14 protein-coding genes, 2 pseudogenes and 1 riboswitch are annotated in these 17,350 nt (G+C 56.7%); of the genes and pseudogenes, 11 read left to right on the top strand and 5 right to left on the bottom strand.

What is annotated here, in order from left to right; genetic code table 11:
* Positions 1-131 precede the first annotated feature (131 nt).
* A riboswitch (PreQ1 riboswitch) is annotated at positions 132-176 on the top strand.
* 3 nt (positions 177-179) lie between these two features.
* Together queF and KEM39_RS06350 are read left to right on the top strand one after the other, a co-directional pair.
* Positions 180-653: a preQ(1) synthase gene (gene queF / locus KEM39_RS06345; protein WP_002224865.1), complete on the top strand. Its 474-nt coding sequence runs from the start codon at positions 180-182 to the stop codon at positions 651-653.
* Positions 654-727: 74 nt separating this feature from the next.
* Complete coding sequence (locus tag KEM39_RS06350; RefSeq protein WP_118997079.1) at positions 728-1,414, top strand: 7-cyano-7-deazaguanine/7-aminomethyl-7-deazaguanine transporter; 687 nt, start codon at positions 728-730, stop codon at positions 1,412-1,414.
* Between the two features lie 447 nt (positions 1,415-1,861).
* On the opposite strand, the gene KEM39_RS06355 is transcribed toward KEM39_RS06350, so the two are convergent.
* On the bottom strand, positions 1,862-3,154 hold the full coding sequence (locus KEM39_RS06355; RefSeq protein WP_118997080.1) for a M23 family metallopeptidase: 1,293 nt from the start codon (positions 3,152-3,154) through the stop codon (positions 1,862-1,864).
* A gap of 76 nt (positions 3,155-3,230) precedes the next feature.
* Between KEM39_RS06355 and KEM39_RS06360 the strand changes: the two genes are divergently transcribed.
* Positions 3,231-4,199 (top strand): hypothetical protein, encoded by a 969-nt coding sequence (locus KEM39_RS06360; RefSeq protein ID WP_118997081.1) that lies wholly within the window; start codon positions 3,231-3,233, stop codon positions 4,197-4,199.
* 72 nt (positions 4,200-4,271) lie between these two features.
* Here the strand turns inward: KEM39_RS06360 and dxs are convergent, their stop codons facing one another.
* Both dxs and xerC read right to left on the bottom strand, forming a co-directional pair.
* A complete protein-coding gene (gene dxs / locus KEM39_RS06365) occupies positions 4,272-6,188 on the bottom strand; it encodes a 1-deoxy-D-xylulose-5-phosphate synthase (RefSeq protein ID WP_118997082.1) in 1,917 nt (638 codons plus the stop codon).
* A gap of 84 nt (positions 6,189-6,272) precedes the next feature.
* Positions 6,273-7,190, bottom strand: a complete 918-nt coding sequence (gene xerC, locus KEM39_RS06370) for a tyrosine recombinase XerC (RefSeq protein ID WP_118997083.1) — start codon at positions 7,188-7,190, stop codon at positions 6,273-6,275.
* 196 nt (positions 7,191-7,386) lie between these two features.
* Here xerC and fba point away from each other — a divergent pair, with 196 nt between their 5' ends.
* From fba to KEM39_RS06410, 8 genes and pseudogenes are all read left to right on the top strand, one after another.
* The gene (gene fba / locus KEM39_RS06375) at positions 7,387-8,451 is read left to right on the top strand and encodes a class II fructose-bisphosphate aldolase (RefSeq protein WP_118997084.1); all 1,065 of its coding nucleotides are present in this window, start codon (positions 7,387-7,389) and stop codon (positions 8,449-8,451) included.
* Between the two features lie 157 nt (positions 8,452-8,608).
* Positions 8,609-9,454, top strand: coding sequence for a factor H-binding protein (locus tag KEM39_RS06380; protein ID WP_275068397.1), 846 nt, complete (start codon positions 8,609-8,611; stop codon positions 9,452-9,454).
* A gap of 138 nt (positions 9,455-9,592) precedes the next feature.
* A complete protein-coding gene (gene tsaB, locus KEM39_RS06385) occupies positions 9,593-10,270 on the top strand; it encodes a tRNA (adenosine(37)-N6)-threonylcarbamoyltransferase complex dimerization subunit type 1 TsaB (protein WP_118997085.1) in 678 nt (225 codons plus the stop codon).
* A complete protein-coding gene (rimI, locus tag KEM39_RS06390) occupies positions 10,267-10,707 on the top strand; it encodes a ribosomal protein S18-alanine N-acetyltransferase (protein WP_118997086.1) in 441 nt (146 codons plus the stop codon). Before tsaB ends, rimI begins: the two co-directional genes overlap by 4 nt.
* Entirely contained in the window at positions 10,701-11,444 is a 744-nt protein-coding gene (locus KEM39_RS06395; protein WP_118997087.1) for a uracil-DNA glycosylase, read from the top strand. Before rimI ends, KEM39_RS06395 begins: the two co-directional genes overlap by 7 nt.
* A gap of 61 nt (positions 11,445-11,505) precedes the next feature.
* Positions 11,506-12,147: an orotate phosphoribosyltransferase gene (gene pyrE, locus KEM39_RS06400; protein WP_002217982.1), complete on the top strand. Its 642-nt coding sequence runs from the start codon at positions 11,506-11,508 to the stop codon at positions 12,145-12,147.
* Between the two features lie 10 nt (positions 12,148-12,157).
* Positions 12,158-13,132, top strand: a pseudogene (gene argA / locus KEM39_RS06405) (amino-acid N-acetyltransferase); the annotation flags it as partial.
* Between the two features lie 95 nt (positions 13,133-13,227).
* On the top strand, positions 13,228-15,243 hold the full coding sequence (locus tag KEM39_RS06410) for a prolyl oligopeptidase family serine peptidase (protein ID WP_118997090.1): 2,016 nt from the start codon (positions 13,228-13,230) through the stop codon (positions 15,241-15,243).
* Between the two features lie 112 nt (positions 15,244-15,355).
* Here KEM39_RS06410 and KEM39_RS06415 read toward each other — a convergent pair.
* Positions 15,356-15,541: pseudogene (locus KEM39_RS06415) on the bottom strand (helix-turn-helix domain-containing protein); the annotation flags it as partial.
* 216 nt (positions 15,542-15,757) lie between these two features.
* Positions 15,758-17,344, bottom strand: coding sequence for an FtsK/SpoIIIE domain-containing protein (locus tag KEM39_RS06420; RefSeq protein ID WP_211709714.1), 1,587 nt, complete (start codon positions 17,342-17,344; stop codon positions 15,758-15,760).
* Positions 17,345-17,350 lie beyond the last annotated feature (6 nt).

Here is a 17,350-nt window from a genome sequence, read left to right on the forward strand (position 1 = left end):
CTTTGAGCTAAGGCGAGGCAACGCCGTACTGGTTTTTGTTAATCCACTATATATGACACGGAAAATGCCGCCGTCCAAACCATGCCGTCTGAAGAAAACTACACAGATACCGCCGCTTATATTACAATCGCCGCCCCGTGGTTCGAAAACCTCCCACACTAAAAAACTAAGGAAACCCTATGTCCCGCAACAACGAAGAGCTGCAAGGCATCTCGCTTTTGGGCAATCAAAAAACCCAATATCCGACTGGCTACGCGCCTGAAATTCTCGAAGCATTCGACAACAAACATCCCGACAACGACTATTTCGTCAAATTCGTCTGCCCCGAGTTCACCAGCCTCTGCCCCATGACCGGGCAGCCCGACTTCGCCACTATCTACATCCGCTACATTCCGCACATCAAAATGGTGGAAAGCAAATCCCTGAAACTCTACCTCTTCAGCTTCCGCAACCACGGCGATTTTCATGAAGACTGCGTCAACATCATCATGAAAGACCTCATTGCCCTGATGGATCCGAAATACATCGAAGTATTCGGCGAGTTCACACCGCGCGGCGGCATCGCCATTCATCCTTTCGCCAATTACGGCAAAGCAGGCACCGAGTTCGAAACATTGGCGCGTAAACGCCTGTTTGAGCACGACGCACAATAAACCATCCTTCCCATATTTCAGACGGCATTCCTTCGATACGGTATGCCGTCTGAACGCCTTTCCGAAAGGTTTTTATGTACGCATTTACCGCCGCACAGCAACAGAAGGCACTCTTCCGGCTGGTGCTTTTTCATATCCTCATCATCGCCGCCAGCAACTATCTGGTGCAGTTCCCCTTCCAAATTTTCGGCATCCACACCACTTGGGGCGCATTTTCCTTTCCCTTCATCTTCCTCGCCACCGACCTGACCGTCCGCATTTTCGGTTCGCACTTGGCACGGCGGATTATCTTTTGGGTGATGTTCCCCGCCCTTTTGCTTTCCTACGTCTTTTCCGTTTTGTTCCACAACGGCAGTTGGACAGGCTTCGGCGCACTATCCGAATTCAACACCTTTGTCGGACGCATCGCCTTAGCCAGTTTTGCCGCCTACGCGCTCGGACAAATCCTTGATATTTTTGTATTCAACAAATTACGCCGTCTGAAAGCGTGGTGGATTGCCCCGACCGCATCAACCGTCATCGGCAACGCCTTGGATACGCTGGTATTTTTCGCCGTTGCCTTTTACGCCAGCAGCGATGGATTTATGGCGGCAAACTGGCAGGGCATCGCTTTTGTCGATTACCTGTTCAAACTCACCGTCTGCGGTCTGTTTTTCCTGCCCGCCTACGGCGTGATTCTGAATCTGCTGACGAAAAAACTGACGACCCTGCAAACCAAACAGGCGCAAGACCGCCCCGCGCCCTCGCTGCAAAATCCGTAAACAGCCCTGCCGGGAATCGGGACGGTTGGGTTTTCTTTTATTTGCAAACACTGCCGGAACGGATAAATCCGGATTCCTACCCACTTCGTCATTCCCGCGAAAGCGGGAATCCGGCGCGTTGGGTTTCCGTCATTTCCGATAAACTCCTGCCGCGTTGTATTTCTAGATTCCCGCTTTCGCGGGAATGACGGCAGTGCTTCCTTGACTTAGTTTTATTTTAATCGACTGTATAGCGGATTAACAAAAATCAGGACAAGGCAACGAAGCCGCAGACAGTACAAATAGTACGGAACCGATTCACTTGGTGCTTCAGCACCTTAGAGAATCGTTCTCTTTGAGCTAAGGCGAGGCAACGCCGTACTGGTTTTTGTTAATCCACTATAAATGCCGTCTGAAAACCTGTTTGCAGATTTTCAGACGGCATTGTTTTCGTCGTCGGTTCAAACTTCAATCCGATTGCGACACGGTAACCGGTATGCCGCGCAAGCGCGCAAGCAGCGCGTCCGCCTTCTGTTTCTGCGCGGCAAACGCCGCCTTGTCCGCCTGCGTCAATTCGGGTGTCGGCAATGCGACCGAAACAGGATTGACGGGCTGCCCGTTGATGCGCGCCTCGTAATGCAGGTGCGGCCCCGTCGAACGCCCGGTCGAACCGACAAAACCGATGACCTCGCCGCCGCGCACATTGCCTTCTGCCTGAGAAAACGCGCTCAAGTGCGCATACAGCGTTTCCACACCGTTGGCGTGGCGTATCATCACCGCGTTGCCGTATCCGCCCTTCCTGCCTTTAAAGGTAATCACGCCGTCGGCGGAAGCCCTGACCGGCGTTCCCTGCGGTGCGGCATAATCGATGCCCGTGTGCAGCCGCCAAGTGTGCAGGATGGGGTGCATACGGTAGCCGAACGGCGAAGAAATGCGCGTATAGACCAGCGGCTCGATGTTGAAGCCGCCTTTTTCCTGCAACACCCTGCCGTCTTCATCGTAATAATTGCCGCCCCCTCCGCCTTCCTTGTCCGAACGGTAATAGAACGCCTGATGCCTTGTGCCGCCCTTGACGACTTCCGCCGCCAGAATATCGCCCGCCGCCACCTGCTGCCCGTGGAAATACAGGCTGTCGTAAAGCAGGCGCACGGCATCGCCTTCCTTCAAACCGTCAAGGCTGAAGCGGCCGGCGAAAATCCCGCTTAAGGATTCGCGGATTTCGACGGGCACTTCCGCCCGCGCCAGCGAACCGCGCGCCGACGTTTTGACCACGACCGAACGCAGCGTCGGCAAAACCTTCATATCCGCCTCAGAAGCCGTCCGCCGCCATTCGCCGCCTTTCTTTTCCAAAGCGACCAGATTGCGCTCGCCGTCTTCGTCGGTAAAAAACTGCACTTCGCGCGCACTGCCGTCGCTGCCGACCAAAACATGAACCGACTGGTCGGCACGCAAATGCCGCAAATCGGCTTCGCCGCCATATTTTTCCGTGATTCGGGCAATCTCGTCCCGCGCCATACCCGAACGCGCCAGCACGTCCGCCAGCGAGTCGCCCGGCTGCACCGCCTCCTGCACCCAATATGCCGTCTGAACGCCGCTGCCGCCCCAAGACAGCGGCGGCAGATTTTGTTCCACGCGCTGCGGTCTGACGCGCTCCGTCCTCTCTGTCAAAGCAATGTATGCCGCCGACACCAAAATAATCGAAACGGCAAGCGCACGCAGCGCGTATTTCCGATGTTTTGCCGAAAGTGGGAAGACAGCCATATTGTTCCTTTTTGACGGCGTTTGCGCCGAATCCTCTATAATATCCGCCCGATCCGCATTTGTCAGACATCAAACGATGAAACTCACCCTCGCCCTCCCCTCGCTCAATTTGGATGAAGACGAAATCCGAATACCTCTATGCCTGCCCGCCTTCAACAAAATCCTGCAATACGGCTCGCTGCACCGCCAAAGCTGCACGGCTTCGGCATTTTACGCGCGTTATTTGTGGTGCGGCAGACTGGCGGAACGCGCGGCGCAAAGCCTGAATATGCCGTCTGAAACCGTCGCGCTCGCCACGCCCGTCTGGCAAAAGATGGGGATGCATCAGGCAAATGTGCTGACGGCGGAATATTTGGATGTCGGTACGGATGAAGCGGAACGGCTCTGCCGCGATCTGTCGGCGTTTTACGGCGATATTCCGTGGCGTTTCGTTCCCGTCCTGCCCGAATTATGGCTGGTTTCCCTTCCCCGCGCGTACCGCTGGGGCGCAAAGCCCGTTTTGGACTTGGGCGGACTGTTGGGTGCGGACGATCAACCGGACGGGGAAGACGCGTTGGAATGGCTGCGCGTCCAAACCGAAATCCAAATGTGGCTGGCGGCGCACCCCGTCAACCATAACCGCAAGAAACGCGGGCTGCCCGAGTTGAACGGCTTATGGCTTTGGGACAGTCTGCACGGAAGCAGTCAAGGCGGCACGCTTTTCGCCGATACGGTTTGGAGCCGTTTCCACCCCGACCGCCGCGCATTGCCCGACAACTTCCGCGCCTATGAAGAAACGGCGGCATACCTGCCCGACACGCACCATATCCTGTTTATGGACGATTTGCGCCTGACCGCCCTGACAGGGGACAGGGAACGGTATGCGGCAATATTGCAGCAGTGGGAAGAACGCTGGTTCGCACCGCTTTACGAAGCCGTCCGCATCGGCAAAATCAAACGGCTGGACATCGCCACGGACGGACAACACGGCGGTACGCTGACCTTCAAACCCGCCGACAGGTGGAAATTTTGGCGCGGCACGAAAACCTTTGACGGAATCTGGTGAACCCGCCCGCCGCAACCGCAACAATGCCGTCTGAAGCCCGAATCGGGTTTCAGACGGCATTTCCGTATCCGTTCAGACCTGACGTGCCGACCAACCATTCACCCGGCGTTCCACCGCTTCGGCACTCAAACCCAAATCGTCCAAAAGTTTTTTCGGATCGCCGTGTCCAGTTACGGTATCGGCAACGCCCAAAAGCAAAACGGGTTTGCAGATGCCGTGTTTCGCCAACACTTCCAGCACCGCGCTGCCTGCGCCGCCTTGTTCGGCGTTTTCTTCAAGGGTAACGATACGGTCGTGGCTTCGGGCGAGGCAGACAATCAACTCTTCGTCTATCGGTTTGACGAAGCGCATATCGGCAACGGTGGCGTTCAGTTTTTCGGCAACCGCCAATGCGGGGGCGACCATACTGCCAAAGGCAATGAAAGCGGTTTTCCCACCTTCGCGGCGGATAATGCCCTTGCCGATTTCCACGGTTTCCATGCCGTCTGAAACCGGCGCGCCCGTACCCGTGCCGCGCGGATAGCGGACGGCGGCGGGCGCATCCGCCTGATAGCAGGTCGAAAGCAGCAGGCGGCATTCGTTTTCATCGCTCGGCGCGGCGACAATCATATTCGGAATGCAGCGCAAAAAGCTCAAATCGTACAGACCGGCATGGGTCGGGCCGTCCGCGCCGACGATGCCCGCGCGGTCGACGGCAAACAAAACGGGCAGGTTTTGCAGGGCGATGTCGTGCACCAGTTGGTCGTAGGCGCGTTGTAAAAAGGTGGAATAAATCGCCACGACGGGCTTCATCCCTTCGCAAGCCAAACCGCCGGCAAAGGTAACGGCGTGCTGCTCGGCAATGCCGACGTCGAAATAGCGGTCGGGGAATCGTTGTTCAAACTCCACCAGTCCGCTGCCCTCGCGCATGGCGGGGGTAATCGCAACCAGTCGGGAATCTGCCGCCGCCTGGTCGCACAGCCATTTGCCGAACACTTGCGTATAGGTAGGTTTGGCGGCGGGTTTGGGTTCTTTTTCAGACGGCATTGCGGTTTTGGGGCCATCTGAAACGTCTTTGGGCAGCTTGGCGACGGCGTGGTATTTGACGGGGTCGTTTTCGGCGAGTTTGTAGCCGTTGCCTTTTTTGGTGATGACGTGCAGCAGTTGCGGCCCTTTGCGTCCGCGCAAGTCTTCCAATACATCGACCAGATTTTCGACATTGTGTCCGTCCACCGGGCCTGTGTAGCGGAAGCCGAAGTTTTCAAACAAAGACAGCGATTGTTTGGCGTGTTCGGCTTCTTCGGCAAGGGTTTTGATTTTGTGTTCGACTTTTTGGGCGAGCTCCATCGCTCCGGGTATTTTGTCTAATACCTTGCCCGTTTGCGCTTTGACGGTACTCAACAGTCCGTGCATATCGCGCACGACGTTGCTGGCAAGGTATTTCGGCAGTGCGCCGACGTTGGGGGAAATCGACATTTCGTTGTCGTTGAGGACGACCAGCAGATCCACATCCATATCGCCCGCGCAATTTAAGGCTTCAAACGCCTGCCCCGCCGTCATCGCGCCGTCGCCGATGATGGCGACGCTGCGGCGGTCGCTGCCCAACTGTTTGTCCGCCGCCGCCATACCTAAAGCCGCGCCGATGGAGGTAGAGGAATGCCCCACGCCGAACGCGTCGTATTCGGACTCACAACGTTTCGGAAAACCCGCCAAACCGCCGTATTGGCGCATCGTGTGCATCTGGTTTTTGCGTCCGGTAAGGATTTTGTGCGGATAGCTTTGGTGTCCGACATCCCACACCAGCTTGTCTTCGGGCGTGTTGTAAACGTAGTGCAGCGCAACCGTCAGTTCGACCGCGCCCAGATTGCTGGCGAAATGCCCGCCGGTCTGCCCGACAGATTCCAGCAGAAAGGCGCGCAGCTCGCCGGCAAGGTGCGGCAGCTGTTTTTTGTCCAGACGGCGCAAGTCTTGCGGGCTGTCAATCAGGTCGAGTAGGGGGCTTGGGTTCATGGTGTGTCTTTTTTATGTGTCGTCCGAGTGCAACGGTCAATTATATATCAAGAGCGTGCGGCTGACGGCTGATTTTGCCGTATGTCATTCGTCCTGCCGCTTGGCGCGCGGATGGGCTTCGTCATACAGGCGGGCGATGTGGTCGAAATCGAGTTTGGTGTAAATCTGCGTGGTCGAAAGGCTGCTGTGCCCGAGCAGCTCCTGCACCGCCCTGATGTCGCGCGAAGCCTGCAATAGGTGTCCGGCGTAGCTGTGGCGCATCATATGCGGCGAAACGTGCCTGCCGTCGCCGTTTTGCGCCGCCCATTGCGCCAAACGTTTTTGGATTTGGCGTTGGCTCAGGCGCGTGCCGTTCCTACCGGTAAACAAGGCTTTGCCGTCCGATGCCGTCTGACGCAGCGGCAGATAGTTTTTCAGGGCTTCCACGCTTTTGCCGGTCAGCGGCACCTGCCGCTGCTTGCGCCCTTTGCCGGTAACGTGTACCCACGCCTCGTCCAAATATACATCATCTGCATTCAAGCCGTGTATCTCGCTCACGCGCAAACCGCTGCCGTACATCAGCTCGAACAGCGCGTGGTCGCGCACCGCCAGCGGGTCGCCGCCGTCCACGGGCAAATCCAGCATCCGGTTCAGCCATTCCTGCGACAGGGCTTTGGGTACGCGCTCGGGCTGCTTCGGCGGTTTGATGTCGGTGGTCGGGTCGGTATGCAGCAGACCGCGTTTGACCAGCCAGGCGCAATACTGCCGCCAAGACGACAGCTTGCGCGCCAGCGTCCGCGCATTCAAACCGCGCTGCGACAGCCGCCGCAACGCCGCCGTAAAATCGCGCCGCGACAAGTCCTGCGGCACGCCGCCTTCATCTTCAGACGGCATTTGTGCCAACAGCGCAAACAGTTCTTCCAAATCGCGCCGGTATGCCGCAACCGTGTGCTCCGACTTGCCCTCGCGCACGATGTTTTCCAAATAAGCGTCAAAATGCGCCGCAAACCCGTCCAAAACCATAACCGTCCCACACAAATATCAAAAAACCAGTGAAAACATTATCATAAACGACACACCAAAACCCCGAACCGCCCAAAATCCGACCCGTCCGCCCGCCGTTATCGTTAACATAAAATCAATGTAGCGGTTTGTAGTTTTTTGCCGCAAAAAACATTATAATCCAACTTATTTACCCCCACTGCCCAAGGAGACAAAAATGGCACTCGTATCCATGCGCCAACTGCTCGACCACGCCGCCGAAAACAGCTACGGCCTGCCCGCATTCAACGTCAACAACCTCGAACAAATGCGCGCCATTATGGAAGCCGCCGACCAAGTCAACGCGCCCGTCATCGTACAGGCGAGCGCAGGTGCGCGCAAATACGCGGGCGCGCCGTTTTTGCGCCACCTGATTCTGGCGGCAGTCGAAGAATTTCCGCACATCCCCGTCGTCATGCACCAAGACCACGGCGCATCGCCCGACGTGTGCCAACGCTCCATCCAACTGGGCTTCTCCTCCGTGATGATGGACGGCTCGCTGCTCGAAGACGGCAAAACCCCTTCTTCTTATGAATACAACGTCAACGCCACCCGTACCGTGGTTAACTTCTCCCACGCTTGCGGCGTGTCCGTTGAAGGCGAAATCGGCGTATTGGGCAACCTAGAAACCGGCGAAGCCGGCGAAGAAGACGGCGTGGGTGCGGCAGGAAAACTTTCCCACGACCAAATGCTCACCGGCGTCGAAGATGCCGTGCGTTTCGTTAAAGATACCGGCGTTGACGCATTGGCGATTGCCGTCGGCACCAGCCACGGCGCATACAAATTCACCCGTCCGCCCACAGGCGACGTATTGCGTATCGACCGCATCAAAGAAATCCACCAAGCCCTGCCCAATACACACATCGTGATGCACGGCTCCAGCTCCGTTCCGCAAGAATGGCTGAAAGTCATCAATGAATACGGCGGCAATATCGGAGAAACCTACGGCGTGCCGGTTGAAGAAATCGTCGAAGGCATCAAACACGGCGTTCGTAAAGTCAACATCGATACCGACCTGCGCCTTGCTTCCACCGGCGCGGTACGCCGCTACCTTGCCGAAAACCCGTCCGACTTCGATCCGCGCAAATACCTGAGCAAAACCATTGAGGCGATGAAGCAAATCTGCCTCGACCGCTACCTCGCGTTCGGTTGCGAAGGTCAGGCAGGCAAAATCAAACCTGTTTCGTTGGAAAAAATGGCAAACCGTTATGCCAAGGGCGAATTGAACCAAATCGTCAAATAACAGGTTGCCGGTAAACAAAATGCCGTCTGAACCGCCGTTCGGACGGCATTTGATTTTTGCTTCTTTGACCTGCCTCATTGATGCAGTATGCAAAAAAAGATACCGCAACCAAAACGTTTATATATTATCTATTCTGTGTATGACTAGGAGTAAACCTGTGAACCGAACTGCCTTCTGCTGCCTTTCTCTGACCACTGCCCTGATTCTGACCGCCTGCAGCAGCGGAGGCGGCGGAAGCGGAGGCGGCGGTGTCGCCGCCGACATCGGCACGGGGCTTGCCGATGCACTAACTGCGCCGCTCGACCATAAAGACAAAGGTTTGAAATCCCTGACATTGGAAGACTCCATTCCCCAAAACGGAACACTGACCCTGTCGGCACAAGGTGCGGAAAAAACTTTCAAAGCCGGCGACAAAGACAACAGCCTCAACACGGGCAAACTGAAGAACGACAAAATCAGCCGCTTCGACTTCGTGCAAAAAATCGAAGTGGACGGACAAACCATCACACTGGCAAGCGGCGAATTCCAAATATACAAACAGGACCACTCCGCCGTCGTTGCCCTACAGACTGAAAAAGTCAACAATCCCGACAAAACCGACAGCCTGATAAACCAACGCTCCTTCCTTGTCAGCGGTTTGGGCGGAGAACATACCGCCTTCAACCAACTGCCCGTCGGCAAATCCGAGTATCACGGCAAAGCATTCAGCTCCGACGATGCCGGCGGAAAACTGACCTATACCATAGATTTTGCCGCCAAACAGGGACACGGCAAAATCGAACACCTGAAAACACCCGAGCAAAATGTCGAGCTTGCCGCCGCCGAACTCAAAGCAGATGAAAAATCACACGCCGTCATTTTGGGCGACACGCGCTACGGCAGCGAAGAAAAAGGCACTTACCACCTCGCCCTTTTCGGCGACCGCGCTCAAGAAATCGCCGGCTCGGCAACCGTGAAGATAGGAGAAAAGGTTCACGAAATCAGCATCGCCGGCAAACAGTAGCATTTGAAAAATGCCGTCCGAACACGATAATTCACCGTTCGGACGGCATTTTTGCGCCATACCGCCCTAGGACACGACGGCACGGCAGGCAAGCCGATTTCACTATATAATGCCGTCTGAACCAACGAGAACCACACCATGCAAGCCGATTTCAACCGCCCCGTCCTCGCCGTCGATACCGGAACTTCCTATTTGTCGCTCGCGCTGCGCGCCGACGGCGAAACCCACCTGTTCCATCAAGAGGCCGGCAGCCGCCAATCCGAACTGATTCTGCCGGAAATCCGCACTCTATTCCGAAATGCGGGCATTACCGCCGCCGATTTGGGGGCGATTGTTTATGCGAAAGGTCCCGGCGCGTTTACGGGACTGCGTATCGGCATCGGCGTGGCGCAGGGTTTGGCAACGCCGTTCAATACGTCTTTAATCGGCATCCCCACGCTCGATGCCGCCGCCTCGATGCCGCCGCCGCAAAGCTGCATACTCGCCGCTGCGGACGCGCGTATGGGCGAAGTGTTTTATGCGTGGTTCGACACGCTGAACCGCCGCCGTTTGAGCGATTATCAAGTCGGTAGGGCGGCAGACATTGCCATCCCCGAGGGACACGTCTTTTCAGACGGCATCGGCAATGCGTTCGCGCTGGAAAACCGTCCGCCCTTCGCAGGCAAACCCGATATGCCGACCGCCGCCGACTTCCTCAATCTGGCAGCGGAAGGCGGTTTTCCCGCCGTCGCTGCGGCACACGCCGAGCTGCTCTACGTCCGCGACAAAATCGCCCTGACTGCCAAAGAACAGGCGGAACGGAGGGCGCGTCCGTGAACATCCGCCGTGCCGTTTATGCCGATTGCGCGGCACTCGCCGCACTCGATGCCGTCTGCAACCCGTCCGCGTGGACGCAACGCCAATTTGAGTCCGCATTGGTTTCGCCGTCCGAACAGATTTTCCTTGCGGAAAAAGACGGCAGGATTGCCGCCTTTATCGTTTGGCAGAACCTGCCCGACGAATCCGAACTGCACCTGATTGCCACCGCTTTGGAATACCGCCGCCGGGGTGTCGCGTCCGCCCTGCTCGAATACTGGTTCGCCAACCTGCCTGAAGGCACGCAACGCCTGCTGCTCGAAGTCCGCGCGGGCAACACCGCCGCACAGGCACTGTACGCGGCACACGGCTTTACCGATGCGGGCAGGCGGAAAAACTATTACCGTACAGCCGACGGTAAAACCGAAGATGCCGTCTTAATGGAGAAAATATGTTAAGCGCGCGCTACCTCCACCTGCACGAAGCCTTGGGTTTGGGCCCGATGTGGTTGAAGCGGGGAGTCGTCGTCCTGCCGTCCGCAACATTGCCGGAAAGCCCGACACAAATCCGCCCGCAAAAGCAAACCGTCCTCAGCATTCCGCAGCGTCCGTCCGAACAGCATACCGGTCAGGCACGGCTCAAAACCATGAAAGTGTTGGAAACAACCGCCGTACATACGCGCAAACCCGTGCCTGAAACCGAAACGCCTCTGCCCGGCGTTTCAGACGGCATCGCCCCCGTTCCCGCCGCTTCGGGCATCACCAAGCTTGCCGTCGTCAACCTTTGCCCGCCGATCGAGGATGCGGTTTACGGGCAACTGTTCCACGGCAAAGCGGGTGTCCTGCTCGACAATATCCTCAAAGCCGTAGGACTGGATGCCGCCTATGTCCACAAAACCTGTTGGGTGAAAACCGCCGCCGTCGGCAACCCGATGCCGTCTGAACAGGCTATCGAGAATGCGCTGGGTCAAATCATCAGGGAACTCGACGGCTGCCGCGCCCCCGCCGTCCTTTTCCTCGGGCAGGCGTTTGTCCAGCCTGAACGGCAGGCGATGATTGAAACTTTGTGCGGCAGCCGTCCCTTCTTCATCATCGACCATCCCGCCCGGCTGTTGCGCCAACCCGAACTCAAAGCCCGAAACTGGCAGGTGTTGAAACAGTTGAAACGCGCCTTGCGGCAAGGCGGCGGCAGTTGAAGCGCGCCGCACGGGGCGGTAGAATCGCAACTGCGTCCCAATATCTGACAGAAAGCACAAAATGACCGATTTCCGCCAAGATTTCCTCAAATTCTCCCTCGCCCAAAATGTTTTGAAATTCGGCGAATTCACCACCAAAGCCGGACGGCGGTCGCCCTATTTCTTCAACGCCGGACTCTTCAACGACGGCTTGTCCACGCTGCAACTGGCAAAATTTTACGCACAATCCATCATTGAAAGCGGCATCCGATTCGATATGCTGTTCGGCCCCGCCTACAAAGGCATTATTTTGGCGGCGGCAACTGCGATGATGCTGGCGGAAAAAGGCGTAAACGTCCCGTTTGCCTACAACCGCAAAGAAGCCAAAGACCACGGCGAAGGCGGCGTGTTGGTTGGTGCGCCGCTTAAAGGGCGCGTGCTGATTATCGACGATGTGATTTCCGCCGGCACATCCGTACGCGAATCAATCAAACTGATTGAAGCGGAGGGCGCAACCCCCGCCGGCGTCGCCATCGCGCTCGACCGCATGGAAAAAGGCACCGGCGAATTGAGCGCGGTTCAGGAAGTGGAAAAACAATACGGCCTGCCCGTCGCCCCCATCGCCAGCCTGAACGATTTGTTTATCCTGTTGCAAAACAACCCCGAATTCGGACAGTTCCTCGAACCCGTCCGAGCCTACCGTCGGCAGTACGGCGTAGAATAAAAACAAAGCAAGCGTTTCCGGGTTCTCGCGCGCGCCTTCCGTCCCGCTCGTATCGGGCAACTTCCTGACCGCCCGTCCGATAGGTGTGATTGACGGAACCGATATGGAATACGCGGGCGTTATCCGCAAAACCGACACCGCCGCCATCCGTTTCCAACTCGACGCGGGCAATATCGTCTGGCTGCCGCCGCTCGGACATTCCTACGGCGGCAAGACCTTCTATCTCGATATGCTTCAAACCGCCGCCTCCGTCGCCGTCTCGCTTCAGGCCGAAAAACTCGTTTACCTGACCCTTTCAGACGGCATTTCCCGCCCCGACGGCACGCTCGCCGAAACCCTCTCGGCGCAGGAAGCGCAATCGCTGGCGGAACACGCCGACGGCGAAACGCGACGGCTGATTTCGTCCGCCGTTGCCGCGCTCGAAGGCGGCGTGCATCGCGTCCAAATCCTCAACGGGGCCGCCGACGGCAGCCTGCTGCAAGAACTCTTCACCCGCAACGGCATCGGCACGTCCATTGCCAAAGAAGCCTTCGTCTCCATCCGGCAGGCGCACAGCGGCGACATCCCGCACATTGCCGCCCTCATCCGCCCGCTGGAAGAACAGGGCATCCTGCTGCACCGCAGCCGCGAATACCTCGAAAACCACATTTCCGAATTTTCCATCCTCGAACACGACGGCAACCTGTACGGTTGCGCCGCCCTGAAAACCTTTGCCGAAGCCGATTGCGGCGAAATCGCCTGCCTTGCCGTCTCGCCGCAGGCACAGGACGGCGGCTACGGCGAACGCCTGCTTGCCCACATTATCGATAAGGCACGCAGTATGGGCATAAGCAGGCTGTTCGCCCTCTCCACAAATACCGGCGAATGGTTTGCCGAACGCGGCTTTCAGACGGCATCGGAAGACGAGTTGCCCGAAACGCGGCGCAAAGACTACCGCAGCAACGGACGGAACTCGCATATTCTGGTGCGTCGCCTGCACCGCTGACCGCAACGGAAAGCCGCCGCAGAAATGCCGTCTGAACCCCGTTTCAGACGGCATTTCCCCGATTATAAAGACCTGCCCGACCCTCAAGGACCCCGATGAAATCCTACCCCGACCCCTACCGCCATTTTGAAAACCTCGATTCCGCCGAAACGCAAAACTTCGCTGCTGAAGCGAATGCCGAAACGCGCGCGCGTTTTTTAAACAACGACAAAGCGCGCGAATTGTCTGACGGCATTTTGGCGCAGTTGCAGGACACGCGGCAGATTCCGTTTTGTCAGGAACACCGCGCGCGGATGTACCATTTCCATCAGGACGCAGAATATCCGAAGGGCGTGTACCGCGTGTGTACGGCGGCGACCTATCGTTCCGGCTATCCCGAGTGGAAAATCCTGTTTTCGGTGGCGGATTTCGACGAGCTGCTCGGCGACGATGTATATCTGGGCGGCGTGTCGCACTTGGTGGAAAAGCCCGACCGCGCGTTGTTAACACTGAGCAAATCGGGCGGCGATACGGCGTACACGCTGGAAGTGGATTTGGAAGCAGGGGAGTTGGTAGAAGGCGGTTTTCATTTTCCGGCAGGCAAAAACCATGTGTCGTGGCGCGATGAAAACAGCGTGTGGGTGTGTCCGGCTTGGGACGAACGCCAGTTGACCGAATCGGGCTATCCGCGCGAGGTGTGGCTGGTGGAGCGCGGCAAGAGTTTCGAGGAAAGCCTGCCTGTGTATCAAATTGCCGAAGACGGGATGATGGTGAACGCGTGGCGTTACCTCGATCCGCAGGGTTCGCCGATTGATTTGATTGAAGCGTCTGACGGTTTTTACACCAAGACGTATTTGCAGGTGTCGGCCGAAGGCGAGGCGAAACCGTTAAACCTGCCTGCTGATTGCGATGTGGTCGGCTATCTGGCGGGGCATCTTTTGCTGACGCTGCGCAAGGACTGGCACCGCGCGAACCAAAGCTATCCGAGCGGCGCGCTGGTAGCGGTGAAACTGAATCGCGGCGAAATCGGGGCGGCGCAGCTTTTGTTTGCTCCTGATGAAACGCAGGCATTGGAAAGCGTGGAAACGACCAAGCGTTTTGTCGTGGCGAGTCTGCTGGAAAACGTACAAGGCCGTCTGAAAGCGTGGCGTTTTACTGATGGCAAATGGCAGGAAGCCGAGTTGCCGCGCCTGCCTTCGGGCGCGCTGGAAATGACCGACCAGCCATGGGGCGGCGATGTGGTTTACCTTGCCGCCAGCGATTTCACCACGCCGCTGACGCTGTTCGCGTTGGATTTAAACGTGATGGAACTGACCGTCATGCGACGTCAGCCGCAGCAGTTCAATTCAGACGGCATCAACGTGCAGCAGTTTTGGACGACTTCAGCCGACGGCGAGTGCATTCCTTATTTCCACGTCGGCAAAAACGCTGCGCCCGACACGCCGACCTTGGTTTATGCCTATGGCGGTTTCGGCGTGCCCGAGCTGCCGCACTATCTGGGCAGCATCGGCAAATACTGGCTGGAAGAGGGCAACGCCTTCGTGTTGGCGAACATACGCGGCGGCGGCGAGTTCGGCCCGCGCTGGCATCAGGCGGCGCAGGGAATCAGCAAACACAAAAGCGTCGACGATTTGCTTGCCGTCGTGCGCGATTTGTCCGAACGCGGCATGAGTTCGCCCAAACACATCGGTTTGCAGGGCGGCAGCAACGGCGGACTGATTACCGCCGCCGCCTTCGTGCGCGAACCGCAAAGCATAGGCGCACTGGTGTGCGAAGTGCCGCTGACCGACATGATCCGCTATCCGCTGCTGTCCGCCGGTTCAAGCTGGACGGACGAATACGGCAACCCGCAAAAATACGAAGTCTGCAAACGCTGGCTGGGCGAATTGTCTCCGTACCACAATCTTTCAGACGGCATCGATTATCCGCCCGCACTCATTACCACCAGCCTGAGCGACGACCGCGTCCATCCCGCCCACGCGCTCAAGTTCTACGCCAAACTGCGCGAAACCTCCGCGCAATCGTGGCTCTACTCGCCCGACGGCGGCGGTCATACCGGCAACGGCACGCAGCGTGAATCCGCCGACGAAATGGCGTGCGTCTTATTGTTCCTCAAAGAATTTTTGGGGTAAGGGCGGGTAGCGGCACTGCTGCCGCGAATGAAAAAAGGTCGTCTGAAACTGCTTTTTCAGACGACCTTTTTTAATGGTTGTTTCAAATCAAAATATCTATGCCGCCGGCCCATCAGCACTTCTTCGCATCCGAAGGCAAAAATCCGTAATGCCGCCTGAACGCTTCATTGAGCCGTCCCGCGTGGCGGTAGCCGCAAAAGTGCATGGCGGCTTGGACGGTGCTGCCGGATTCGATGAAGGCGAGCGCGTGTTCCAGCCGCAGGCGGTGCAGGCCTCCGGCGACGGTTTCGCCGGTTTGGCGATTATGGCTTGCGCGGTTTGCCGGAAGAAGGTGCTCATGGAAAATCCCCTAAATGTCTTGGTGGGAATTTAGGGGATTTTGGGGAATTTTGCAAAGGTCTCATTTGGTCATAAAAAAACTGCACCTTGTGAGTTGGGGGGATGTCCAACTTTTGGGGTGCAGTTCAAAGTTTTCAGACGGCCTGTTAGACTATGCAAAGGATGGTTGAACAAATTATACATTATACCCGTGCAAAAACTGCGCCACTCCATTGTTCCATTTGACCAAATGATCGCCTTTGTCCGTCAGGTTTTCGGCACCGCGCTCACCCAAGATAATCTCGGAAGACTGGCGTTTGCCTATTTTCAACGCGATTTTGGTTGGCAGGTTGTCACGTAGGCGGCCGCTGAGTGTTTTCGCATCGGGGCGTTGCGTTGCCAATAACAGATACATTCCTGCGGAGCGTGCTTTTTGTGCCAGCCGTACCAAATGCCCTTCCGCTTCACTGCTGACATCGATAAGGTCGGCCAGTTCGTCAATCACGATAACAACATATTTTGGACGGGCGTGCTGTGGGACTTCTGCAATATCCTTCGCACCGTATTCGTCCATCAGGCGGTATCGTTTATCCATCTCGTCAGCAAAAGACGACAATATTTCAGCAGCTTCTTCCGCATCGCTGACTATGCGCCCCTGCCATAAATTCGGACGGTCTTTGAAGACGGCGAAATCCGCAGAAACTTTGCAATAACACACGACGATTTCCGTTTCATTCTGAGGAGCGAGTTCGAACAGGGAAGCCAGCATTGAGCGAATTAGTACTGATTTCCCAGACCCTGTTTCCCCACCTACCATCACATGCGGCGCGGTGGCAAAATCTTGAAACACGGGTTCGCCGCGTTCGTCCAAACCGATACACACTGGCAATCTGAATTGCCGTGCCGATGCGCGGTATTGCTGCAAGGCCGTCTGAAACTCATCTTGTCCATATTGCCGCCAAGTATCTTGCGGACGCAGGATATTGATGTGCCAAGTGTTGGCTTCACCGCGTATGCGCCCGCAGCGCATTTCGTTATCGCCGATGCCCAATTCGGAGCAAATTTGGCTGTGGTATTTTTCCAAATCCACATAGCGGTCGAACTGCACACGCAGACAGTCGTAGCGCACGCCGCCGTATTCTGGCTGTATCGTACCGCCTTTGCCGACTGTTTTGTCCAGTGCGGTTTTGAGTTTGGTGCAGGCTGCATCGAGTGTCCCGACATTTTCTGCATGAAGGCCGTCTGAAAAAGAATTTTCCCCCGTGCCGTGCCGTCCGCTGCTGTTTTTAACGGCCAATTCGGCCAATTCGTTCAAAAAGGCCTGCCGTTGTGCCAAATCGTCATCGGGTTTGAATTGTCTGCAACGTTCCCAAAACGCATGCAAACCAAGCGCGCCGGTATGCCACAGGTCGGCAATCAGTTTATACAAATCATCTTTTCCCGCCGGTTTACCCTGCCTGATGTGGAACAGGGTCTCGCTCAGTAGGGCGAGCCACAGCCGCGAATGGTCTTGAAAGCAGGTTTGGAAAGACGGGATATCGATGCCTTTGGTATCGGGGGCAGCGGTCAATTTTTCCGGCTGTTGCGCCCATCCTTTGGCAAAGCAATAGCCTATACAGAGTGTCGCCCAGTCGTAGTTGTTGTCCAGATGCGGTAGCGCACCCGCATGGGTGAGTTTTTCGCGTATGACTTTAGCTTCACTGCTGGAAATAATGTGTTTGTCGCTAATCAAGGTATGGAAATAGTCGGAGTCCCACTGGCGGTTGTCTGGCAGCAGATACATGTGTTG

Origin of the sequence: Neisseria sp. Marseille-Q1983, assembly GCF_018224585.1 — a bacterium.
GTDB classification, from domain to species: Bacteria; Pseudomonadota; Gammaproteobacteria; order Burkholderiales; family Neisseriaceae; genus Neisseria; species Neisseria polysaccharea.